The organism is Arcobacter sp. s6 (assembly GCF_040884245.1).
Taxonomy (GTDB): Bacteria; Campylobacterota; Campylobacteria; order Campylobacterales; family Arcobacteraceae; genus Aliarcobacter.
Genome location: NZ_JBEVTN010000009.1, coordinates 1 through 20524 on the forward strand (window position 1 = coordinate 1; position 20524 = coordinate 20524).

21 protein-coding genes are annotated in these 20524 nt (G+C 28.1%); 7 read left to right on the plus strand and 14 right to left on the minus strand.

Annotation, left to right across the window (positions count from 1 at the left end; translation table 11 throughout):
- Positions 1 to 12: 12 nt before the first annotated feature.
- Positions 13 to 663, plus strand: coding sequence for an ABC transporter permease (locus ABVS04_RS06545; protein ID WP_368030001.1), 651 nt, complete (start codon positions 13 to 15; stop codon positions 661 to 663).
- Here ABVS04_RS06545 and ABVS04_RS06550 read toward each other — a convergent pair.
- Positions 656 to 1003: a winged helix-turn-helix transcriptional regulator gene (locus ABVS04_RS06550; RefSeq protein WP_368029866.1), complete on the minus strand. Its 348-nt coding sequence runs from the start codon at positions 1001 to 1003 to the stop codon at positions 656 to 658. The two genes, ABVS04_RS06545 and ABVS04_RS06550, sit on opposite strands and share 8 nt — an antisense overlap.
- A 110-nt stretch (positions 1004 to 1113) precedes the next feature.
- Between ABVS04_RS06550 and ABVS04_RS06555 the strand changes: the two genes are divergently transcribed.
- Complete coding sequence (locus ABVS04_RS06555; RefSeq protein ID WP_368029867.1) at positions 1114 to 2100, plus strand: YhdH/YhfP family quinone oxidoreductase; 987 nt, start codon at positions 1114 to 1116, stop codon at positions 2098 to 2100.
- Positions 2101 to 2122: 22 nt separating this feature from the next.
- Here ABVS04_RS06555 and ABVS04_RS06560 read toward each other — a convergent pair whose 3' ends face one another.
- Positions 2123 to 2617, minus strand: coding sequence for a hypothetical protein (locus tag ABVS04_RS06560; protein ID WP_368029868.1), 495 nt, complete (start codon positions 2615 to 2617; stop codon positions 2123 to 2125).
- Between the two features lie 4 nt (positions 2618 to 2621).
- Positions 2622 to 3689 (minus strand): OmpA family protein, encoded by a 1068-nt coding sequence (locus ABVS04_RS06565; RefSeq protein WP_368029869.1) that lies wholly within the window; start codon positions 3687 to 3689, stop codon positions 2622 to 2624.
- 182 nt (positions 3690 to 3871) lie between these two features.
- Between ABVS04_RS06565 and ABVS04_RS06570 the strand changes: the two genes are divergently transcribed.
- Positions 3872 to 5089 (plus strand): NAD(P)-dependent oxidoreductase, encoded by a 1218-nt coding sequence (locus tag ABVS04_RS06570; RefSeq protein ID WP_368029870.1) that lies wholly within the window; start codon positions 3872 to 3874, stop codon positions 5087 to 5089.
- Positions 5090 to 5162: 73 nt separating this feature from the next.
- Here the strand turns inward: ABVS04_RS06570 and ABVS04_RS06575 are convergent, their stop codons facing one another.
- From ABVS04_RS06575 to ABVS04_RS06585, 3 genes are read right to left on the minus strand one after another with little or no spacing between them, the layout of a single operon-like run.
- Entirely contained in the window at positions 5163 to 6089 is a 927-nt protein-coding gene (locus tag ABVS04_RS06575; RefSeq protein ID WP_368029871.1) for an AEC family transporter, read from the minus strand.
- Positions 6090 to 6145: 56 nt separating this feature from the next.
- Positions 6146 to 6391, minus strand: a complete 246-nt coding sequence (locus tag ABVS04_RS06580; protein WP_368029872.1) for a hypothetical protein — start codon at positions 6389 to 6391, stop codon at positions 6146 to 6148.
- Positions 6392 to 6408: 17 nt separating this feature from the next.
- Positions 6409 to 6888 (minus strand): CYTH domain-containing protein, encoded by a 480-nt coding sequence (locus ABVS04_RS06585; protein ID WP_368029873.1) that lies wholly within the window; start codon positions 6886 to 6888, stop codon positions 6409 to 6411.
- 86 nt (positions 6889 to 6974) lie between these two features.
- Between ABVS04_RS06585 and ABVS04_RS06590 the strand changes: the two genes are divergently transcribed.
- The 3 genes from ABVS04_RS06590 to ABVS04_RS06600 all read left to right on the plus strand — a co-directional run bounded on the left by ABVS04_RS06590 (position 6975) and on the right by ABVS04_RS06600 (position 8690).
- Positions 6975 to 7463, plus strand: coding sequence for a hypothetical protein (locus ABVS04_RS06590; protein WP_368029874.1), 489 nt, complete (start codon positions 6975 to 6977; stop codon positions 7461 to 7463).
- A 202-nt stretch (positions 7464 to 7665) separates the two neighbouring features.
- Entirely contained in the window at positions 7666 to 8277 is a 612-nt protein-coding gene (locus ABVS04_RS06595; protein ID WP_368029875.1) for a hypothetical protein, read from the plus strand.
- Between the two features lie 173 nt (positions 8278 to 8450).
- Entirely contained in the window at positions 8451 to 8690 is a 240-nt protein-coding gene (locus tag ABVS04_RS06600) for a hypothetical protein (protein WP_368029876.1), read from the plus strand.
- Between the two features lie 25 nt (positions 8691 to 8715).
- Here the strand turns inward: ABVS04_RS06600 and ABVS04_RS06605 are convergent, their stop codons facing one another.
- From ABVS04_RS06605 to purB, 6 genes are all read right to left on the minus strand, one after another.
- Complete coding sequence (locus ABVS04_RS06605) at positions 8716 to 8841, minus strand: hypothetical protein (RefSeq protein ID WP_368029878.1); 126 nt, start codon at positions 8839 to 8841, stop codon at positions 8716 to 8718.
- An 18-nt stretch (positions 8842 to 8859) separates the two neighbouring features.
- Entirely contained in the window at positions 8860 to 9291 is a 432-nt protein-coding gene (locus ABVS04_RS06610; RefSeq protein ID WP_368029879.1) for an acyl-CoA thioesterase, read from the minus strand.
- Between the two features lie 296 nt (positions 9292 to 9587).
- Positions 9588 to 9959, minus strand: coding sequence for a hypothetical protein (locus tag ABVS04_RS06615; protein ID WP_368029880.1), 372 nt, complete (start codon positions 9957 to 9959; stop codon positions 9588 to 9590).
- Between the two features lie 449 nt (positions 9960 to 10408).
- Positions 10409 to 11440 (minus strand): ribonucleotide-diphosphate reductase subunit beta, encoded by a 1032-nt coding sequence (locus ABVS04_RS06620; protein WP_368029881.1) that lies wholly within the window; start codon positions 11438 to 11440, stop codon positions 10409 to 10411.
- A gap of 76 nt (positions 11441 to 11516) precedes the next feature.
- Positions 11517 to 13901 (minus strand): ribonucleoside-diphosphate reductase subunit alpha, encoded by a 2385-nt coding sequence (locus ABVS04_RS06625; RefSeq protein WP_368029882.1) that lies wholly within the window; start codon positions 13899 to 13901, stop codon positions 11517 to 11519.
- Between the two features lie 28 nt (positions 13902 to 13929).
- Positions 13930 to 15261, minus strand: a complete 1332-nt coding sequence (purB, locus tag ABVS04_RS06630; RefSeq protein WP_368029883.1) for an adenylosuccinate lyase — start codon at positions 15259 to 15261, stop codon at positions 13930 to 13932.
- 135 nt (positions 15262 to 15396) lie between these two features.
- Between purB and ABVS04_RS06635 the strand changes: the two genes are divergently transcribed.
- Positions 15397 to 16293, plus strand: a complete 897-nt coding sequence (locus ABVS04_RS06635) for an RluA family pseudouridine synthase (RefSeq protein WP_368029884.1) — start codon at positions 15397 to 15399, stop codon at positions 16291 to 16293.
- Here the strand turns inward: ABVS04_RS06635 and ABVS04_RS06640 are convergent.
- Positions 16274 to 17935, minus strand: coding sequence for a nickel-dependent hydrogenase large subunit (locus ABVS04_RS06640; RefSeq protein WP_368029885.1), 1662 nt, complete (start codon positions 17933 to 17935; stop codon positions 16274 to 16276). The genes ABVS04_RS06635 and ABVS04_RS06640 overlap by 20 nt on opposite strands.
- Positions 17935 to 20364, minus strand: a complete 2430-nt coding sequence (locus tag ABVS04_RS06645) for a hydrogenase small subunit (protein ID WP_368029886.1) — start codon at positions 20362 to 20364, stop codon at positions 17935 to 17937. Before ABVS04_RS06645 ends, ABVS04_RS06640 begins: the two co-directional genes overlap by 1 nt.
- Positions 20365 to 20524: the final 160 nt, after the last annotated feature.

Here is a 20524-nt window from a genome sequence, read left to right on the forward strand (position 1 = left end):
GTTAAACTCTATTTGTCGTTCCATTGTCAATCCTTAATATTATGTTATCAGATTGACACGAAATTTCTAATGCTCCCCATTAGAATGATTGTTCAACTTTTATTAGTAGGGTATATACTTATATATCTTTTTCATGAAAAAAATATATATCTTGGTACATTAATATTAATATTTATGATGTTAGTTTCATCTTGGATTAGTCTTAGAAATTCACAAGATAAATCTTTAGCCCAGTTTTATAAAATTGCATTTACTATTAGTGTCTCTAGTTTTTTACATCTTATATTAATAATAAATTTCATTTTAGATTTAGATACATTTTATGAACCAAAATATGTAATTCCAATTGCTGGAATGATACTTGCAAATTCTATGAATGTATTATCAATAGCAATTGAGAGATTTGATAAAGAAATATCAAGAAATGAAACTTTTGAGATTGCAAGGAATTCAGCTTTTAAATCAGCTTTAATTCCACAAATAAACTCTTTATTAGCAGTTGGATTAGTTTCACTTCCAGGAATGATGACAGGACAAATATTATCAGGAGTAGATCCTTTAATAGCAGTTAGATATCAAATTATGGTAATGTCTACAATACTTTCAAGTGCAGGAATAAGTATGATAATTTATTTTATACTAAAAGAAAGAAGTATTAAATAGTTTTATTTTTTTTATGAACATCTCCCCAAATATATAATTGTTTTAATATGGGTTTTAAACTTTGTCCATAAGTTGTAAGTGAATACTCAACTTTTGGTGGAACAATTGGATAAACTTCTCTATGAACTAATCCATCATCTTCTAACTCTCTTAATTTTTGAATTAACATTTTTTGTGTTGCTCTTGGAAGAAGTTTTTGAAGTTCATTAAATCTTTTTTTCTCATCTTTTAAATACCAAAGTATTAAAATCTTCCATTTCCCTGCAAGTGCATCAATCGCTGTTTCTACAGGACACTTTATAATATCTTCTTTATTTTTAATATCTATTTTTTTTGTCATATTTTACTCCATAGTATCTTTTTAGATAGTACCTTTCTTAAAAGATAGTTCTTGCACTTTTTTTATATTTTAGCTAAAGTTTTATCATAAGTAAATAATAAAGGAAAAATATGAAAGCTTTTTTAGTAGAAAAAACTGGTGATAAAGAATTTGTAGCTGATGTAAAAGAAGTAGCTATTCCAAAATGTGGTGAAAATGAGATTGTAATAAAAGTTACTTATTCATCATTAAACTATAAAGATGCATTAAGTTCAGTTGGAAATCCTGGAGTTACTAGAAATTTTCCTCATATTACTGGAATTGATGTTGCAGGAACAGTATATGAATCAACTTCAACAGTATTTAAAGTAGGGGAAAGAGTTTTAGTAACAGGTTATGATATGGGAATGAATACAAATGGTGGTCATGCACAATTTGTAAAAATACCTGCCTCTTGGGTAGCTAGAATTCCTGATGCAATAACAGATAAAGAGATAATGACTTTTGGAACAGCTGGATTAACAGCAGCATTGAGTATTAATGAATTAATTGATAATGGAGTAAAACCAGAATCTGGAAGTATTTTAGTTACTGGAGCAACAGGGGGAGTTGGATCTATTGCGGTGTCAATTTTAAGTAAAATTGGATTCTCAGTTGTTGCCATTTCAGGCAAAGAAGAAAAAGTCGATTACTTAAAAAGAATTGGTGCTGAAGAAGTAATATTAAGAGATACATTTAATGAAGAAGCAAAAAAACCAATGATGGGTGAAAAATATGCAGGGGTTGTTGACACTGTTGGTGGAGAAGTATTAGCAAATGCATTAAAATATATTAAATATGATGGTGTTGCAACTTGTTGTGGTCTTACTTCATCTCATGAATTAAATACAAATGTTTTCCCTTTTATATTAAGAGGAGTAAGATTAATTGGAATAGATTCAGTTGAATGTAAATTAGAGAAAAAACAAGCAGCTTGGGAAAAAATAGCTAGTAAATGGAAAATAGATACATTAAGTAGTATCACAAATGAAATTACATTAAATGAAATAAAAGATGCATATAGCTTGTTATTAGCTGGAAAAGCTGTTGGAAGATATGTAGTAAAAATAAAAGATTAAAAAAGCTAGAAGTAGATTTAAATTAATCTGCTTCTAATTCACCATTTTCTATCTTTTGACTATAAATAGTCTCTTTCCCTAATTGCAATATTTTTGCTTGTTCTACCCATTGATTGTTTTTTGCACAACCAGGAAAATGTAAAAACTCTTCAATCCAATCACAATTTTTATTTGACCATTTTGCTATTTGTTCAAAATGATAAATACCTAAATTATTTAGATTATTTTCAATTACAGAATTAATTCCTTTAATTTTTTGTAAATTATCTTTACCAATTGGTTTTGGTGAACTTAAAACCAATGGTTTATAGTCAAGTTGTGCATTTTTCCTAAAAACAGGATTAATAGCAGGTTTTGCTTTTGTATCTAATTTACTCTCATTAGCATTAGTGTAATTAGGATTCTCAATAGAATCAATTTTGGCATTTTTAGGCCTTCCAATTAAATACCCAGCAATAAAACCAATAATTGCAGCAACAAATAAATTAACTACAATTAATGAAGCGATTTCAAACATCAAACTATTCTCCTAAAATATTAAATTCAACTCTTCTATTAATTTCTGATAAACCATTTTCATCATCTTGGGCAATTGGGAATTCTTCACCATACCCAACTGCTGTAACTCTATTTTTATCAATTCCTAAAGAGATTAAAACTTCTCGAACACTTGAAGCTCTATCTTGAGAAATTTGTTTATTTAAAGAATCACTACCTCTTGAATCAGTATGCCCAGCAATTTCAATTTTAAAATCAGGATTCTCCTGTAAGATTTTTGCAATTTCTTTAACTACAATACTTGAATCTTCTGTAATTTTTGAACTTCTTCTTTCAAAGTTTATTTTCTTACTTGATAAAAGTTTATTAATAGTTGACTGTATATCATTTTTCTTTGATACTGCCTTAGCAGGTTTAGCAATAAGCTTGTTATTAGTACTTAAATTTGTATTTGTTTTATCATCATTTACAACTTTACTATCAAGTACTTTTTCCATTTTATTTATAACTTTATCAACTTCATTCAATTCTACATGAGGAAGAGTAATATTTGTTTTTAAATTAACTTTAACTCTTAAAAGAATTGAATCTAACAAATCTTTGTAACTTGAATCTTTTAATTCTCCTGTCAAAAAAACTTCATTATTAAGCACTGTTAATTTTGAATTATCAGTAAAATAATCTTTTAAAGGAGTAACTAATAAAACTAAATCATCCAATAACGATTCTTCTATAGCACTAACAGCATCATATTCATAAATACCTTCTCGATTAACATTTAGAATATCTGCAATTTTTTTTGCATCTTTTTCATTTGAAAATGAGCCATTCATTTCAATAAGAGCATCTTTCTTTATAAGTTCTAAATTAAGAGCTTTTCTTTCTTTCTTTTCTTCGTCTAGTGAACTAAAAACTTTATTTTTTAATTCATTTAATTGATCCAAGAAATCTTTTTCATCATTTTTACTCGTTAATGTACTTAAACTCTCATTATCAGATAAATAACTCTTATAATCAAACTCAAAGATAGAAAAAACATTAAGAACAATAAAAAATATTAACAACAAAATCAATTTTTTAATCAACGACATTACAATCCTTCAACATAATTAGTTTAATTATAACTTCTAATTATTAAAATAGTTTAAATTTTTTTGCATTATACTTAATAAACCTAGAAAATAAATATAAATATAACTTATTGATCTAAATTAATTAAAAAATTTAATTAATTTGTTATAATTTTTCTATAAATATTTTTAAAGAGAATAAAATGCAACACATAATAAATTCAGCACAAACATGTCTAGACTGTAAAAAACCAAAATGTCAAACTGGTTGTCCAGTAGGAACACCAATAGCAGAAATGATAAGACTTTTTCTAAGTGGAAATATAAAAGAAGCAGGACAAAAAGTATTTGATAACAATCCTTTATCAATCATTTGTTCACTTGTTTGTCCACATGAAAAACATTGTGAAGGACATTGTGTGTTAAATAAAAAGCATACTCCTGTAAATGTAGGTGGAATTGAAAACTATATTTCAACATACTATATGAACTATAGGGAGTTTGAAAAACCTGAACAAAATGGAAGAAACATTGCAATTATTGGTTCAGGGCCAGCAGGTATCAGTTTAGCTATGATGATGGCTCTAAAAGGCTATAACATGACTATGTATGAAGCAAATGATAAAATTGGTGGAGTTCTTAGATATGGTATTCCTGATTTTAGACTTGATAGAACAATTCTTGATACCATTGAAGAAAAACTAAAGAAAATTGGTGTAAAAATTAGAAAAAATATTATGATAGGTAAAAATATCACTCTTGATGATATGTTCAGAGATGACTTTGATGCTGTATTTATAGGAACAGGGGTATGGCAACCTAAAAAACTTGGAATAAAAGGTGAGAGCCTTGGAAATGTTCATTTTGCGATAGATTATTTAAAAACTCCAAAGGCCTATGATTTAGGGAAAAGAGTAATAGTTGTAGGAGCTGGAAATGTAGCTATGGATGTTGCAAGAACAGCGATTAGAAATGGTGCCCATGAAGTTTCTATTATGTATAGAAAGGGAGAGGAAGATATGCCAGCTGAGCGAATAGAAATTGAACATGCAAAGATAGATGGAGTAAAATTCAATCTTTTTAAATCACCTTTAGAATTTATGGAAAATGGAATAAAATATGAGAATACAAAAGAAGATGATAATTCAATTGCCTTTGAAGAAGCAGATTCAATTTTAATAGCCATCAGTCAAACAGCAAGGGACTTAATAGTTAAAAACAATACTGGACTAAGTCTTGGAGAAAATGGACTACTTGAAAGTGATGAAAATGGAGTAACTGCTAGAAAAGGTGTATTCGCATCAGGAGATGTGGTTACAGGTGCAAGAACAGTTGTTGAAGCTGTAGCATTTTCTAAAAGAGTTGCAAAATCTATAGAAGAGTACATAAATACCCTTCCTGCTAAAAATAAAGTTTCTTAAAATTTATTTGATAAACTCTTAAACACAAAAGGTTCTTAACAAAAAGAATCTTTTGTAAACATCCACTTAAGTGTTAAAATCCACCATATAAAGCTAAAACTATTGGAATATATATTATAGAAACTATAGTGCTAATTAGTACTGTAAAACTTGCTTTTTCAGGTTTTGCATTTAATAAAACTGCATAAGTTACCGTATTCCCAGCTAGTGGAACAATTGCAAATAAAAACATAACTTTATATAACTCTTCATTTAAAAACATATAGAACTCTTTATCTATATAAATTACTCCTAAAATTGCTAAGGGCCAAAATATGAATTTTAAAATAAATGTAATTGATATAAATTTAATATCTAAATCGCTACCTTTTTTAAGCCCCATTAATCCCATACCAACCATCATCATTCCTAAAATTCCATAAGCTCCTTTAAACTGAGCAGTATAAGAACTTACAACATCAGGTATTCCAACACCTAATAAGTTTAGTGCAATACCTAAAATAAATGCATACAAGATAGGAAGCTTTAACATCTTGTTAAAAGCTTCTTTAACAGTAAAATTTCCCTTTGCAGTTACATAAAAACCTGTTGTACTTTCATATAAAAATGATGCCAAAACAGTAAAAATATAAATATCAGCCAAATAAGGAGGAAAGAAAATAATTGCTAAAGTAATACCAAAATATCCAGTATTTCCAGTACCTGCACAAAATGCTAAAATATTTCCAGTTGGGTCATTCCAGCTTTTTCTAAAAGCATATAAAGAAGCAAAAGCTATTATTGAACAGAAAATATAAAAAAATATTGGTAAAAAAAGTATAGACATATTTATTTTAACACTTAAAGTTGCTGAAAACACAACAATAGGACCTAAAATATATATCAAAATACTTGCAATTGATTCTCGTTTTACATCTAAAAGTTTTGTAGAAAAATATCCTAAAACAATATTAATATATATAGGGAAAATTTTCATTAATAAAATAAATGATAGTGCCATTGTATTATTCCTTTTTTAAAAAATACATATTACAATTTTTTTCTAAAGAAATACAATTAAGATAATAAATCAATCCAAAAATATCTATTATTTATAACTTTTTCTACAGGTTTCCAACCATAATTTAATGAATGATAAAATAATATGCCATCAAAAAACTTAAATGTTAACTCTTTTTCTTTCTTTTTTCCTAATATTTGAGAAAATAAAACATATATGAACTCTTTTTCTTCTTCTATTTTATAAGAGAATTCTTCTAAATCAATTATTTGTTTTTCTATAAAATCTTTTACTCTATGCATTTATTTTTTACCTTTTTTTATTTATAACTATTTTTCCATTGACTATAAGGATATTTCATAAGATTTGAATTATAGTATTTTATATCACCTGTTACTTCTTCTTTTATCCATAATGGAAATTCTATGTGTTCATTTTCATCTTTAAGTTCAACTTCTGCTATTACTAAACCTTCATTATCGCCATGAAAAATATCTACTTCCCAAATATGATTATGTATATCAATAATATATCTAGTTTTATCAATAATTGGTTTTTGACATAGTTTATCTAAGATTTCATTTGCTTCAACTAAGGGAATTTCATATTCAAATTCTAATCTTGAAACTCCAATATTTGAGCCTTTTATTGTCAAATATCCTTTATTATTTTTTACTCTAACTCTTACAACAGCATCTTTATTTGTAGTAATATATCCTTGTTTAATTTTATTACCATTTTTTAAAGTTCCAAGTTTTTCTAAATCAATTAGATATTTTCTTTCAATTTCTATAGCCATAAATCCTCTTTACAATTTTATAAATTTTAGCAAAAAAACTAATTATATTATATTTTTTGTGATAGAATTAATAAAAAGGAGTTAGAATGAAAACTTTAATAATGACCCTTGCTCTTGTAAGTATATCAATAGCTTCAACTCTTCCATCAGAGTTTGATAGAGAGATTTATACTAATGGTGAAAAGATATTTGACAATAAATGTAGTGAATGTCATGTAAAATCAATGCCGATTCCACTTTTAATGAAAAACTTTTTAGAAGAGAATAATCAAACACTTAAACTAAAAGCTCCAACAGGAAATGAAATATCTTTTAGACTTAAACAACAAGTAGGTCATAAAGATGACATGGAGTTTCATCTAATACAAACAAATGACTTTTTAAAAGACTATTTATTTAATCCTAACTTAGCAAAAACTATCTGTCTTGAGGGTGTAATTAAACACTTTGAAGTAATGCCTTCAATGAAAGGTAAAATCACAGAAGAAGAAATAGAAGAAGTTAATCATTTTTTATACTTTTTAGAAGGCTTTAATGGAATTAATGAATATTATCATGATGAAACAAAATTTTAAAAATTTCAGATAATTTTCTCTAATAGCAAAACTCAAATATATTAATTTAAACTTGAGTTTTACTATTTATACTCATAAAATACAAAACTGCAAACTTTTTCTTAATTACTAAATTATTCTCAGTATTATTTAGCTATTATTCCAAAATTTTTATTTATTTATATAATATAAACAAATAATTAAATATTAAAGGACATTAAATATGAAATTATTTTTACTCTTTCTTTTATTATTAAACTTTTCATTAAATGCTGATGATAAATACTTAATGAGAGTTGCCTATGGTACTGCTTCAAAGAATGATCTAGGTCAAATTATTACTGGAAATCCTGATTCAACAGATAAATATTTATCTGTAGTTTCTATTGATGCTGGGTATTTATTAAAAAAAGATTTTTTAGATTTACCTATTGATATTTATGCAAAAGGGGGTTTTTCTGTATTTAATGAAAAAGTTAATACGAATACATATGAAGTACTTGCTTATATAAAAGCATATTATAATATTGATTTTTTAAACAATAGAATTAGAATTGGAGCAGGGGAAGGTTTCTCATATACTTCGAGAATTCTTGAAGTTGAATATGATGAGGTTAATGAGGACCCTAATGATATATCAAGTAGTGCTAGATTTTTAAACTATTTAGATATTACAGTTGATTTTGATGTGGGAAAACTTATTGATTATAAACCAATGCATGAGACATATTTAGGATATTTATTAAAACATCGTTCAGGAATTGCAGGACTTATTAATAATGTTGACCATGGTGGTTCAAATTATAATGCATTTTATATAGAGAAAAAATTCTAATATAAAGTATATTTGTTATACTATTTATATTAAAATCATATAAATAGGATAAGAAAATGATAAAAATATTTTTTATAACATTAATAGCACTAAGTACTTGTTTATTCGCAAATAAGGTAAAAGTACTAGATGTAAAAGCAAATTGTTCCTTAAGCCAAATATGTAGCTTTGATGTGACGCTAGAACACGAAGATACAGGTTGGGAACATTACGCAGACAAAGGGGAGATATACACTCCACAGAACGAATTACTAGCAACAAGAACACTATATCATCCACATGTAGACGAACAACCCTTTACAAGAAGCTTATCAGGTGTACAAATACCAAAAGGTGTGAATAAAGTGATTATTAAAGGTCATGATTTAGTTCATGGGTATTCAGATGATGTTTTTGTTTATGAGTTTAAATAAAGAAGTTAGAAACGTAACTTCTTTATTATTGTTTTTGCTCTAGTTTATTTTGATTTTGAGTTTCTACTGCTGCATTATATTTATCAAATAAAATCGAAAACATATATCCCATAGAAATTACAATTATTCTAATTATAAGAACATTTCTCATATTTTTTTCTTTAAATTTTCATACTAATTCTAACTCATCCAATAAAGCAGGCCATGACTCAGTAAATATATGAGTTTCTAACTCTGTTCTTATTTTATCAGGAATTCTTACAGATATTTTTGTTGCAAAATTATAGTGAATAAGTACACATTTTCCTGTAGTGCAAAGTTTTCCATCTTGATAAACTGCATGGGCCAATTCTATAGAAGAATTACCAAGTTTTGAGATACCAGTTTTTACAATAACTTCCTTACCCCAAAATACCTCTTTTAAGAAATCAAAAGAGCTATGAGCCATGATAAGATTCCACTCTTTTACGTTTTCTGTTGGCATAAAGATACGAAATATTTCATCACGTGCAGCTTCAAACCATACACCGTAAGTGTTGTTATTAATATGCCCAAGAGCATCTGTTTCTAAAAATCTTGGTTTTATTAGTTCTGTGAACATTTAGTTTCTCCAATTAAAAAGAGAATAGTTTAACAAATTTGGTTTAGGATTTATTTAAATGGGAATGCACTTTTTCTTAACCGTAAGAAAAAGTACGCAAAAAGAAACTCCCAGCCAAGTTGTTGAAGGCAAAGCTTCCTAAATTTCGCTCCTTTATTTTCTGCGTTGCGAAACTCGCGACAAAAGGTACATTTAGTACCTTTCTTCACTCAAACAGTCCTCACTTTTCACCGAAAATAAAGAATCAAACCTTAGCTTCAACAAAGGCTGGATTTCATGGAAGTTTTAGCTTTTATTTATGAAGCTAATTTAATATTATAAAGTTCTATATCCGTACTGTAAATTTCTTTAACACTAATCAATCCTACAAAACTTTGAAGTTTTTGTTTCACAATTTGATATATCTTTTTATATTGAATATTTTCTTTTATTAATTCAATAACTGTTTGTGCAATCAGTATTTCAATTGTAGCAATAATAGATAATTGATGAGAATTAAATTGTCCTCTTAATCCACTCTCAATATTTAGTGTTTTATATACTAGTTTCGTATATACCAAATACAATTTTTCAGGATTTTTACTTCCTTGTTTTGTTGCATAATTTGTTAATATTTTTAAAACATCTGTTTCATCATTTCTGATTTGAATTGATACTTTTCTATCCATAGTTTATTCTCCTATATTATTGGATTATTTGTTGATATTTATATAAAATGTAGATGTTACATATCTATACTTAATCACTAAAAAATTGGAACAATTTATTAATTAATGAGAATTTAAAGAAGATTTAAAAGTGTTATGTTAGTATTCTTTACTACGAGTATACTAACGCATATTTAAAGACTTCAAAAAATTCTTTTAAATGTGTGTTTACTTCTTAATTACTATTTTTATCTGTATATTCATAAAAACTCCTTTTTTAAAAATCTGTTTTAACGACTTTTCCTATGTCGATGATCTATTATATTCAAAAAGAATTTACCATAAATAATTATAGAATTTCATATTTTGTTCAGAATCAAGGCGGAGTTATTTTTTTGCGAGGGAGCATACAGTCAGTATGTGACTGAGTAAAAAAATTGCTCCAACGTAGAGATTGGGTAAAAGAACTATTAAAAATCGTCGAAGTCGATTGAACCTTTTGAGTAGTTAACTACATTTCCTTCGAAGAAGTTTGTTCTTTGGTCATTGAAAGATGCATATCCATCTACCCATGGAATTGGGTGTTTTACACCATATTCTGGTTTATATCCAACTGCATCAAGTCTTTTATCTGCTAGATATTGAATATATTGTTCAATTATTTTATCTGTGAAACCTAGGATTTGTCCTTGAGTGATATATGATCCCCAAGATGATTCTAAAGCTACTGCACGTCTAAACATTCCTCTTACAGTTTCTTCTAGTTCTGCTGTGAATAGTTCTGGTCTTTCTTTTCTTACACTATTAATCATGTTTTGGAAAAGTAATAAGTGAGTAACTTCATCTCTTTGAATGAATCTGATCATTTGAGAGCTTCCTAGCATTTTTCCTGATTTTCCAAGGGCATACATAGCTGCAAATCCCGCGTAAAAATATAAACCTTCTAAAATTTGATTTGCAAAAAGTGCTAATACTATTTTTCTATCAGTAATTTCACCATCATCTCCTGCCGTTAAGTTTTTATAAACATCTGCAATGTAGTTGTTTTTTTCTCTTAGTTTTACATCATTTTTCCACATATTGTAGATTTGATCTGTATTATCTGAAATTGATTCAACCATAACTGCATAAGATTTACTATGATTTGCTTCTTCATAAGATTGTCTTGATAAACAAGCATTTATTTCAGGTGCTGTGATATATGGATTAATATTGTCCATTAGGTTATTTGTTTGCAAAGAATCCATAAAGATAAGTTGAGATAAAACTAAATCATACATTCTTTTTTCAGCAGGTGTTAAAAACTTATAATCTTTAGCATCACCTGTCATTTGAACTTCTTTTGGAAACCAAGTATTAGCTTCCATTGTATCCCATAAATTAAGTGCCCACTGATATTTCATTTTAGTAAAATTAATCATTCCATCACTATTTCCACCAAAAATTCTTCTATCATTTAAACTCTCTTTTGAGTCTGGGTTATATATGGTTTTTCTTTCCATCTGGAAGTCCTTTGTTTTTTTCTAAAATTTTATTGTATATTTATAATTGTTTGTATGTGAAGAATGTAAGGTTATCTTATTGACAACCACTACACTCTAAACTTCTATCTTCAACATCATTTTTTGCTTCTGGAGATTGGCTTCTTAAATAATAAGTTGATTTAAGTCCTAGCTTCCAAGCTAATGTATAGATTTCATGTAAGTATTTACCACTTGCCTTATCTAAGCTCATGAAAATATTTGTAGATTGACCTTGGTCTATCCATTTTTGTCTAATTGCAGCTGCTCTAATAACTTTTAATTGATCGATTTCAAAAGCAGGTGTATAGTAATTCCAAGTTTCAGGACTTAATTTTGGAACAACAACTGGAATTAATCCAGATAAATTTTCTTCAAACCATTTTCTTTTATAAACAGGTTCAATAGCTTGAGTTGTTCCAACTAAAATAGAAATAGATGAAGTAGGTGCCACTGCCATTAAGTAACCATTTCTCATACCATCTTTTTTTACTTTTGCTCTTAACTCATCCCAGTTATAAGAAGCATCAAATAAATCCTTCTCTACAAGGGCATTTACAGCTTGTGGAGCATGATCATGAGGCATAATACCTTTTGACCAATTTGACCCCTCAAACGTAGCGTAAACACCTTTTTCAATTGCTAAATCAGAACTTGATTTAATTGCATTATATGAAATTGCTTCCATAACTTCATCAATTTTTTTGAAGTGATCATTTTCACCCCATACAAGTTTGTATTCAGCCACCATTTCAGCTTCACCCATAACTCCAAGACCTATACTTCTTGATTTTAAGTTAGTAGCCTTTACTTTTCTTAAAGGATAGAAATTTAAATCAATTACATTATCAAGCATTCTAACAGCTATAGGAACCACTCTTTCAATGTCTTCTTTTGTGTTGATTCTTGATAAGTTTACAGATGCTAAATTACAAACAGCTGTATCTCCATCAATTTTCTCTTTTTCAACAATAAATACCCTTTTACCATTTACACTATCAAGTGCAGATACTTTATTTGCTTTTTTTGTAATTCCACCATCAACAATGATTAAATCTTCTTCTTCATAAGTTTCAACAGTTCCATCTACAAATTCAAGTCTTATTTTATAATAGTTTGGATTTGTATTTTGAAAAATCTCAGTACAAAGATTTGAAGATCTAATATGTCCAACATGTGGATTTGGATTAGCTCTATTTGCTGTATCTTTGAAACATAAGAAAGGACTTCCAGATTCAAAGTAAGAAGTTAACACTTTTTTCCATAAATCTTTTGCTTTCATTGTATTTTTTGTAATAGAGTCATCACTTTCATAAGCAATATATTTAGCTTTAAACTCATCACCATAACACTCAGATAAATCTTTTACTTCATAAGGATCAAACAGTGTCCAATGAGCATCTTCCATAACTCTTTCCATAAATAAGTCTGTTATCCATAAAGCTGGAAATAAGTCATGAGCTCTTCTTCTTTCTTCTCCTGAGTTTTTCTTTAAGTCAATAAAGTCAACTATATCCATATGCCAAGGCTCTAAATAAACTGCAATTGCACCTTTTCTAGTTCCCAATTGATCAACTGCAAGTGCAATATCATTTGTGATTTTCAAGAATGGAACAGTACCACCAGCAGCACTTTTGTGATCATCAATAACACCACCTAAAGCTCTGATTTGATTCCAATCCCATCCTATTCCTCCACCAAATTTAGACAATAGTGCCATTTCTTTATAACCATCAAAAATTCCCTCGATATTATCAGGAGAACTTCCAATATAACAAGATGAAAGTTGATGTCTATTTGTTCTAGCATTTGATAATGTTGGAGTTGCAAGCATAACTTCAAATTTAGAAACTACGTCATAGAACTCTTTTGCTCTTTGTTGTTTATTTTCTTCATCTTGAGCTAAAAACATTGCAATTGCCATAAACATATGTTGTGGTAACTCTATTGGTAAACCTTTATTATTTTTAATTAAATATCTATCATATAAAGTTTTGATTCCTAAATAATTGAAAAGAAAATCTCTTTCAGGTTTCAAATAAGAGTTTAAATCATCTAAGTCATAACCTTCACCCAAATTTGGAATTAATCTTCCTGCATCTTTTCCATATTTTAAATAATCTTTTAAATGACAATAAGGCTCACCTTTGATTCCATGAGTTGATTTTCCGACTCTATGATATAAATCAAAAACAAAAAGACGAGCGGCAACAAATGTCCAGTTTGGAACATCTATATCAATTTTTTCTACAGCTGTTTTTATTAATGCGTCTTGAATATCAGATGAACTCATTCCATCTATAAATTTAATCTGTGCATCAAGTTCTAATTCACTTTGAGATACGCCATCTAAATCAGCTGTTGCATCTATAGTCATTTTTTGAATTTTAGTTATATCTAAAACTTCTTTACGACCATTTCTTTTTTTTATCATAATTCCCATAATTTAGCCTTACATTAAATATTTTATATTATTTCTTGAATACTCTGTTGAAAATCTTGTCCACATTTTTTGTATAGTATTCAAAATTGAAGCATTCTCTTATTTGCTCTTCACTTAAAGATTCTCTTAATTCATCATCTGCTAAAAGATATTGTAAATATAAGGATTCACCTTTATCGTTTGTACTTGGCTTACCTTGTTGTATCTCTTCCCAAACTTTCATAGCATTTCTTTGAACGATTCTATATGCATCTTCTCTACTTACACCTTGTAATGGAAGTTCTAATAAAACTCGTTGAGAAAATACTAACCCACCGGTTAGATTTAAATTTTTCATCATATTTTCAGGCATTACAGTTAAGTTTGCAATTACACTGTTCATTCTATGTAACATAAAATCACTTGTAATAAATGCATCTGGTAACCAAAATCTCTCTGTTGAAGAGTGAGATATATCCCTTTCGTGCCATAATGCAACATTTTCCATTGCTGGAACTGCATATGCTCTAATCATTCTTGCAAGTCCAGTAATATTTTCTGTTAGAATTGGATTTCTTTTGTGAGGCATTGCTGAAGATCCTTTTTGACCTTTTGCAAAATACTCTTCACACTCATAAACTTCTGTTCTTTGTAAATGTCTTACTTGAACAGCAAATTTCTCGATAGTTGATGCCATTAATGCTAAAGCTGTTGCAAGTCTTGCATATCTATCTCTATGAATAACTTGATTTGAACAAGGTTCTGGTTTTAAACCTAATTCTGCCATTGCATACTCTTCAAGCTCAAGTGGCGCGTGTGCAAAGTTACCCATAGCTCCTGAGATTTGACCAACAGCAATAACTTCCATAGTTTGTTCTAAATTTAATAAGTGTCTAGCCATTTCATCATACCAAACAGCTAAAGTTAAACCAAAAGTAATAGGCTCACCATGAATTCCGTGACTTCTTCCTACCATTAATGTAAATTTATGCTCTTGTGCTCTTTTTTCAATAGATTCCATTAGCATTTTTACATCTGCAATAATGATTTCTAAAGAGTCTCTCATTTGAATTGCAACACCCGTATCAACAGCATCTGAAGATGTCATTCCATAATGAAACCATCTAGATTCTGCTCCTAATGATTCTGATACACTTGTGTTAAATGCTATTAAATCATGCTTTGTAATAGCTTCGATTTCTTCAATTCTTTCTACTGAAAAAGTAGCATTTTTTACTATTTTTTCACAATCTTCATCTGGAATAAGTCCAAGTTTATTCCAAGCTTTTACGGCTGCTTTTTCTACTTCAAGCCATGCTGCATATCTTGCTTGCTGAGTCCACTTTGAACTCATTTCTTCTCTTGCGTATCTTTCAACCATATTAAAGTCCCTTGTTTTCGTTTTTATAAAGTATTTTTGATTATTTTAGTATGATATTGTATCTAAAAAGACAAAATTTAAAATAAAAAATCTATAGAAAACAAATAGATTTCCAAAAAAAAATAGGAAGCAAACTTGCCATTTATATTAAAAAAATACGAAGCAATTAAAGAGAAAAAACTAAGTCTTTTTTTACTTCAGAATCTAAAAATAGATCATAAACTAGCCCAAAGAATCGCATCTAAAGGAAGAATTTTTGATGAAAACATGAATACAATAGCACCAAATGATACTATACCTACGGATTATATTTATATGGCAGTTTTTGAAGGAGTTTCAAGGGGCTTAAAGCCTCTTTTAGAGTTCGAAGATTTCGCTATTTTTGATAAACCAACACACCTAATGGTTCATCCAATTTCTAAAAGCACTCCTTATTCTTTACTTGATGAAATTAGATTTCATTTTGGAGAAGATGCAAATTTAATTCATAGAATTGATGCTGAAACTTCAGGACTCATAATTGTTGGTAAAAATAAAAAAAGTGAAATAGAATTAAAAGAGATGTTTCAAGAAAAAAAATATCATAAATCATATTTAGCAATTGTTGAAGGTCACATAAAAGAAGAAATGGAAATTAATAAAGGACTAGATAGAGAAGGACTTGCTATTGGTGTAAGAATGAAAATTTGTGATGATGGTAAAGAATCTCTTACAGTTATAAAACCTATTTCTTACAACAAAGAAAAAGATTTAACATTAATTGAAGCATTACCGCTAACAGGAAGACAACACCAAATTAGAGTTCATTTATATTCGGAAAATCATCGAATATTGGGTGATCCAATTTATGGAATAGATGATGAAAATGCGGAAAACTACTTAAATAAAACCCTAAGTGATGAAGATAGATTTGATATAACAAAATCCCATAGACTATGGCTTCATGCAAATTATTTAGAGTTTACTTATAAAGATGTAACTTATAAAGTATTCTCTAAAAATTTAGATATTTTTAACGAATTTTATAATTAAACAAATTTTTACCTTTGGTATCAATAATATGCACAGCACAAGCTAAACAAGGGTCAAAAGAGTGTAAAACTTTTAATACTTCAAGAGGTTTTGAAGTATCGCTTATTTTGATTCCAACTAATGCTTCTTCATAAGCACCCCTTAAACCATCCTGATTTTTGGGAGTTGCATTCCATGTTGTTGGAGCTATTACTTGATAATTCTTAATCTTTTCATTTTCTATATTTAAACTGTGTAATAAAACTCCCCGTGGAACTTCTAGAAAATTACTTCCTTTAGAATTTTTTTTCATATCAGCAAAGTTATAATTTGTAAAAGTATTTGTATCATCATATTTTATATTTTGAATCAAATTTGACATAAGTTTAAAAATATATTCACAAACATATTGACTCTCTATTGCTCTACAAATATTTCTTCCTACGGAACAATTTAAATCTTCAAGAGTTAAAAAAGTATCTTTTAAAAAATTATCCACAAAACTATTTATAGCTGTATCATTTTTTAAATAACTTATAAAAATTCTTGCAATTGGTCCTGTTTCCATGGTTTTATTTTCATATCTAGGTGCTTTTATCCAAGAATATTTATCATTGTTCTTTGCAGTTTTTAAAGTTCCATCGTCATTTAAATCGGTATAAAATGGCTCTTGAACTTCATCATCACTATACCAAGCCCTTTGAACTTCTTCTGTAATTTCACTACTATCAAACTCTTTTATAAAAGAAAAATTCCCATCATATATAACTCCACTTGAAAAAAGTTTCATATTTTTATTTATTTCATATCCACCAACACACAAATAATTTCCAAGAGTTTTACCGCTCTTGCTTTTTATTTCGTCTTTATATGCATTAGCCAAAAGTTTCATATCTGGAATATAAGCTCGATTTATAAAATCACTTGCTTCTTTTATCTCAAATAAAAAATCATTTAATCTTTGAGGATTTAACATATCCATAACACTGGTAACTCCTCCTACAACTATTGATTGAGGATGGGGAGTTTTCCCTCCAAAAATAGCAATCGCTTTTGATATTTTTGTTTGAAAAGATAAAGCTTCGAAATAATGGGAAAGTAAAATCAAATTTTGTTCACTCGTTAATTTATATTCACTATGCCCAAAAAAATTACTATTAAAAGGGCCTAATCTTCCTGCATCTATAAAGTTTTTTAATTTTTCTAAAGTATTCTCATAATGACTAAGCGAATTACGAAACGGCTTATCACAATATTTATGTGCTTCCATTGTAGTTTCTTCTGCATTAGCTGATAAAGCTTTTGTAACATCTACAAAATCAAGTAAGTGCAACTGATAAAAATGTACTACATGATCTTGAATAAATAGGGCCATTGACATTAAATCTCTAATAATTTGTGCATTTTTAGGAATAGTAATATCATAAGCATTTTCAACTGCTTGAATTGATGCTCTAAAGTGTGAATTAGTACAAACTCCACAAATTCTCCCAGCAAGTAAACCTGCATCTCTTGGATCTCTATTTTGTAAAATTAGTTCAATTCCACGAAAAAGTTGTCCACTAACATACGCTTCTTGTACAACTCCGTTATCATCAATTTCAACTTCAGCTCGCAAGTGACCTTCTATTCTTGTAACTGGATCAATTACTAATTTTTTCATCAATTTTTTTCCTCTTTTTCTTGAACATAAACTCTTTCATTTGCAAACTTATCGAAAAATTTAGCTTCTGTACATCCCATACATCCATGTCCTGCTTGAACTGGCCAAGATGTGCCTTGATTAAATTTCATTGTTGGACAGTTTACATTTGCAAAAGGTCCTTTACATCCCATTTGAAATAAACACCATCCATTTTTAGCTCCTTCATCTCCCCATTGTTCAACAAACTCTCCTAATTCATAGTGTCCTCGTCTTTCACAATTATCATGAACTCTTTGTTCATAAGCCCATAATGGACGATTAAACTTATCAAGTAATGGTAACTCTTCAAACATCATATAAGATAGCAATGTACCCACAATATTTACAGGATTTGTAGGACAACCTGGAAGATTTATAATATCATCTCTATTTAACGCTTGTGATACTCCAACTGCTCCTGTAGGATTTGGAATTGCCGAAACAACACCACCATCAAAAGCACAACTTCCAACAGCAAGAACCAAAGCAGCATCTTTTGCACAATTTTGAAGAAGTTCCAGTCCTGTTTGCCCTTTTGGTCCAATGCGAAGATATTTCCCATCCATTGCTAAAGGTACGGCACCTTCAACTATTAAGATATATTCATTTTTATTGTTTTTTATAATATCTTCTAGGATAGTTTCACTAAAGTCTCCACTTGCTGTCATTAATAATTCATGATAATCAAGTGAGATATAATCAAATATCAAATCTTCTATTGCCGGATTTGCTGATTTGATAAAGGCTTCACTATTTCCACTACAATCACTAAGTTCAAGCCATATTATTGGTATTTTATTTAAATTTTTAACTCCATCTTCAACTACCTCTTGAAAAGCAGGATGAAGTTTCATATCTGCTGTTACCATTGAAATCCAACTATTAACTTCATTTTTTGCAATATCTACCATTTTTAAAGCAGCTTCTAAATTATTCTCATCTAATTTATTTTTAGGATGCAATCTTTTAAATTTATCAATTCTTTTTCTGGCTTGAGCTATCTCATTTTCTCTTTTTACTTCTTCTGATGTTTTTTTAGGGATTGAATTATTTATTAAATGTTGTGAAGACTCTATAACTTTTACAACATCATTTTTACATCTACCACAAACTCTTCCAGTTTTTGAAAAATCTTTTAATTGAGCAAAAGAATTAATCTGACATGAAACAACTAAATCAACTAAATCTTGCTGATAAGTGTGTTCACAAGCACATATTAGTCTTCCTTTTTTCCCTAGTTCTCTATTTTCATATAAGTAATTTATATCTACATTTTTTTTATTTAATACTAATTCTTCAATATATGCTGTATCCATATTTGAATTAAGACCAAGAAATTTTACTAAAACATCATCTTTTATAAAATATTCATCTATTCTATTATTAATAACCGACTCAATCACTATTTTTTCAAATTTTTTAGAAAAAGCTGGAGAAGATATTTCTACAAGTTCAAAACCTTTTGTTTTTAACATATCAACAGTAACTTCTAAATCATATTTTTTAATATCATTTTGTAATATATGTGAAATTGCAACATTACTTTGAGTTGTACACTCTTTTACATGTCCAGCTATAAAATCGAATTTTTCAACTTGGGCACACTCTCCAATTGCATAAATGTTTTCATCACTACTTTGCATATATTCATTTACCAATATTCCCTTATCGGTATTTATAAATTTTTCAAAGAGTTTTACATTTGGTTCTATTCCTATACCAAATATAACAAAAGGATTTTTTATATTTAATTTCTTAGTTTTTAATAGTTTTATTTCATTATCTTCAATTAAACAATTTTCAATATCTATTTCATCTTCATATGAGATATTTAATTTTTTATTTTTTAAAAGAATTTTTTGTATTATATTAACTGCATTTTGAGATAGGTATTTACTATATAGATATTTATTTCTAACTAATAGTGTAATTGATTTTATATAATCAATATCATTTAAAGTTTCTAGTAATTCTAAAGCTATTGGTCCACTTCCCACGATAACAATTTCATTTGTATGATAATATTGTTTTATCTTTTCACAATCACTTATACTTCTAAATACTGCTACATTTTTTATACTTGTATCTAAAAAACTCACAGGAGTTGAGCCTGTTGCTATTACTAATTTGTCATAGTTGTAAAATTCACTATTTGTATAAACTATTTTTTTCTTCTTATCAATTGATTGTATTATTTGACTTAATTGTAAATTTACTTGACTATTTAATTCTAAACTAATTGAATCAGGATTATCCTTTTCATCAATCAGATTACACAAATAAACCCTATCGTAAGGAGGATAGTTTTCATTACTAAGCATTACAATTTCGCAACTTTCATCTTTGGCTAATATACTATTTGCAAAATAAACAGCTGCAATTCCTCCACCTATTATGACTAATTTCATGATAAATCTCTTTTTTTATATTATATAATGAATAAAATTACCTTTAAATCATTATATAACAGAATTGAAATAATTTGGAAACAATATTGATTAATTTATAATAAATAAGAAAAATATTTTTAGATAATAAATTAATAATTAAAAGTTATTAATGCAAATG

Excerpts from the sequence above, each read along its gene's own strand:
- ABVS04_RS06610 (WP_368029879.1), bottom strand. The coding sequence starts at position 9,291 with ATGTTCACAGAACTAATAAAACCAAGATTTTTAGAAACAGATGCTCTT.
- ABVS04_RS06570 (WP_368029870.1), top strand. The coding sequence starts at position 3,872 with ATGCAACACATAATAAATTCAGCACAAACATGTCTAGACTGTAAAAAA.
- ABVS04_RS06580 (WP_368029872.1), bottom strand. The coding sequence starts at position 6,391 with ATGCATAGAGTAAAAGATTTTATAGAAAAACAAATAATTGATTTAGAA.
- ABVS04_RS06555 (WP_368029867.1), top strand. The coding sequence starts at position 1,114 with ATGAAAGCTTTTTTAGTAGAAAAAACTGGTGATAAAGAATTTGTAGCT.
- ABVS04_RS06590 (WP_368029874.1), top strand. The coding sequence starts at position 6,975 with ATGAAAACTTTAATAATGACCCTTGCTCTTGTAAGTATATCAATAGCT.
- ABVS04_RS06575 (WP_368029871.1), bottom strand. The coding sequence starts at position 6,089 with ATGGCACTATCATTTATTTTATTAATGAAAATTTTCCCTATATATATT.
- ABVS04_RS06620 (WP_368029881.1), bottom strand. The coding sequence starts at position 11,440 with ATGGAAAGAAAAACCATATATAACCCAGACTCAAAAGAGAGTTTAAAT.
- purB (WP_368029883.1), bottom strand. The coding sequence starts at position 15,261 with ATGGTTGAAAGATACGCAAGAGAAGAAATGAGTTCAAAGTGGACTCAG.
- ABVS04_RS06625 (WP_368029882.1), bottom strand. The coding sequence starts at position 13,901 with ATGGGAATTATGATAAAAAAAAGAAATGGTCGTAAAGAAGTTTTAGAT.
- ABVS04_RS06585 (WP_368029873.1), bottom strand. The coding sequence starts at position 6,888 with ATGGCTATAGAAATTGAAAGAAAATATCTAATTGATTTAGAAAAACTT.
- ABVS04_RS06645 (WP_368029886.1), bottom strand. The coding sequence starts at position 20,364 with ATGAAATTAGTCATAATAGGTGGAGGAATTGCAGCTGTTTATTTTGCA.
- ABVS04_RS06615 (WP_368029880.1), bottom strand. The coding sequence starts at position 9,959 with ATGGATAGAAAAGTATCAATTCAAATCAGAAATGATGAAACAGATGTT.
- ABVS04_RS06595 (WP_368029875.1), top strand. The coding sequence starts at position 7,666 with ATGAAATTATTTTTACTCTTTCTTTTATTATTAAACTTTTCATTAAAT.
- ABVS04_RS06560 (WP_368029868.1), bottom strand. The coding sequence starts at position 2,617 with ATGTTTGAAATCGCTTCATTAATTGTAGTTAATTTATTTGTTGCTGCA.
- ABVS04_RS06550 (WP_368029866.1), bottom strand. The coding sequence starts at position 1,003 with ATGACAAAAAAAATAGATATTAAAAATAAAGAAGATATTATAAAGTGT.
- ABVS04_RS06565 (WP_368029869.1), bottom strand. The coding sequence starts at position 3,689 with ATGTCGTTGATTAAAAAATTGATTTTGTTGTTAATATTTTTTATTGTT.
- ABVS04_RS06640 (WP_368029885.1), bottom strand. The coding sequence starts at position 17,935 with ATGAAAAAATTAGTAATTGATCCAGTTACAAGAATAGAAGGTCACTTG.
- ABVS04_RS06605 (WP_368029878.1), bottom strand. The coding sequence starts at position 8,841 with ATGAGAAATGTTCTTATAATTAGAATAATTGTAATTTCTATGGGATAT.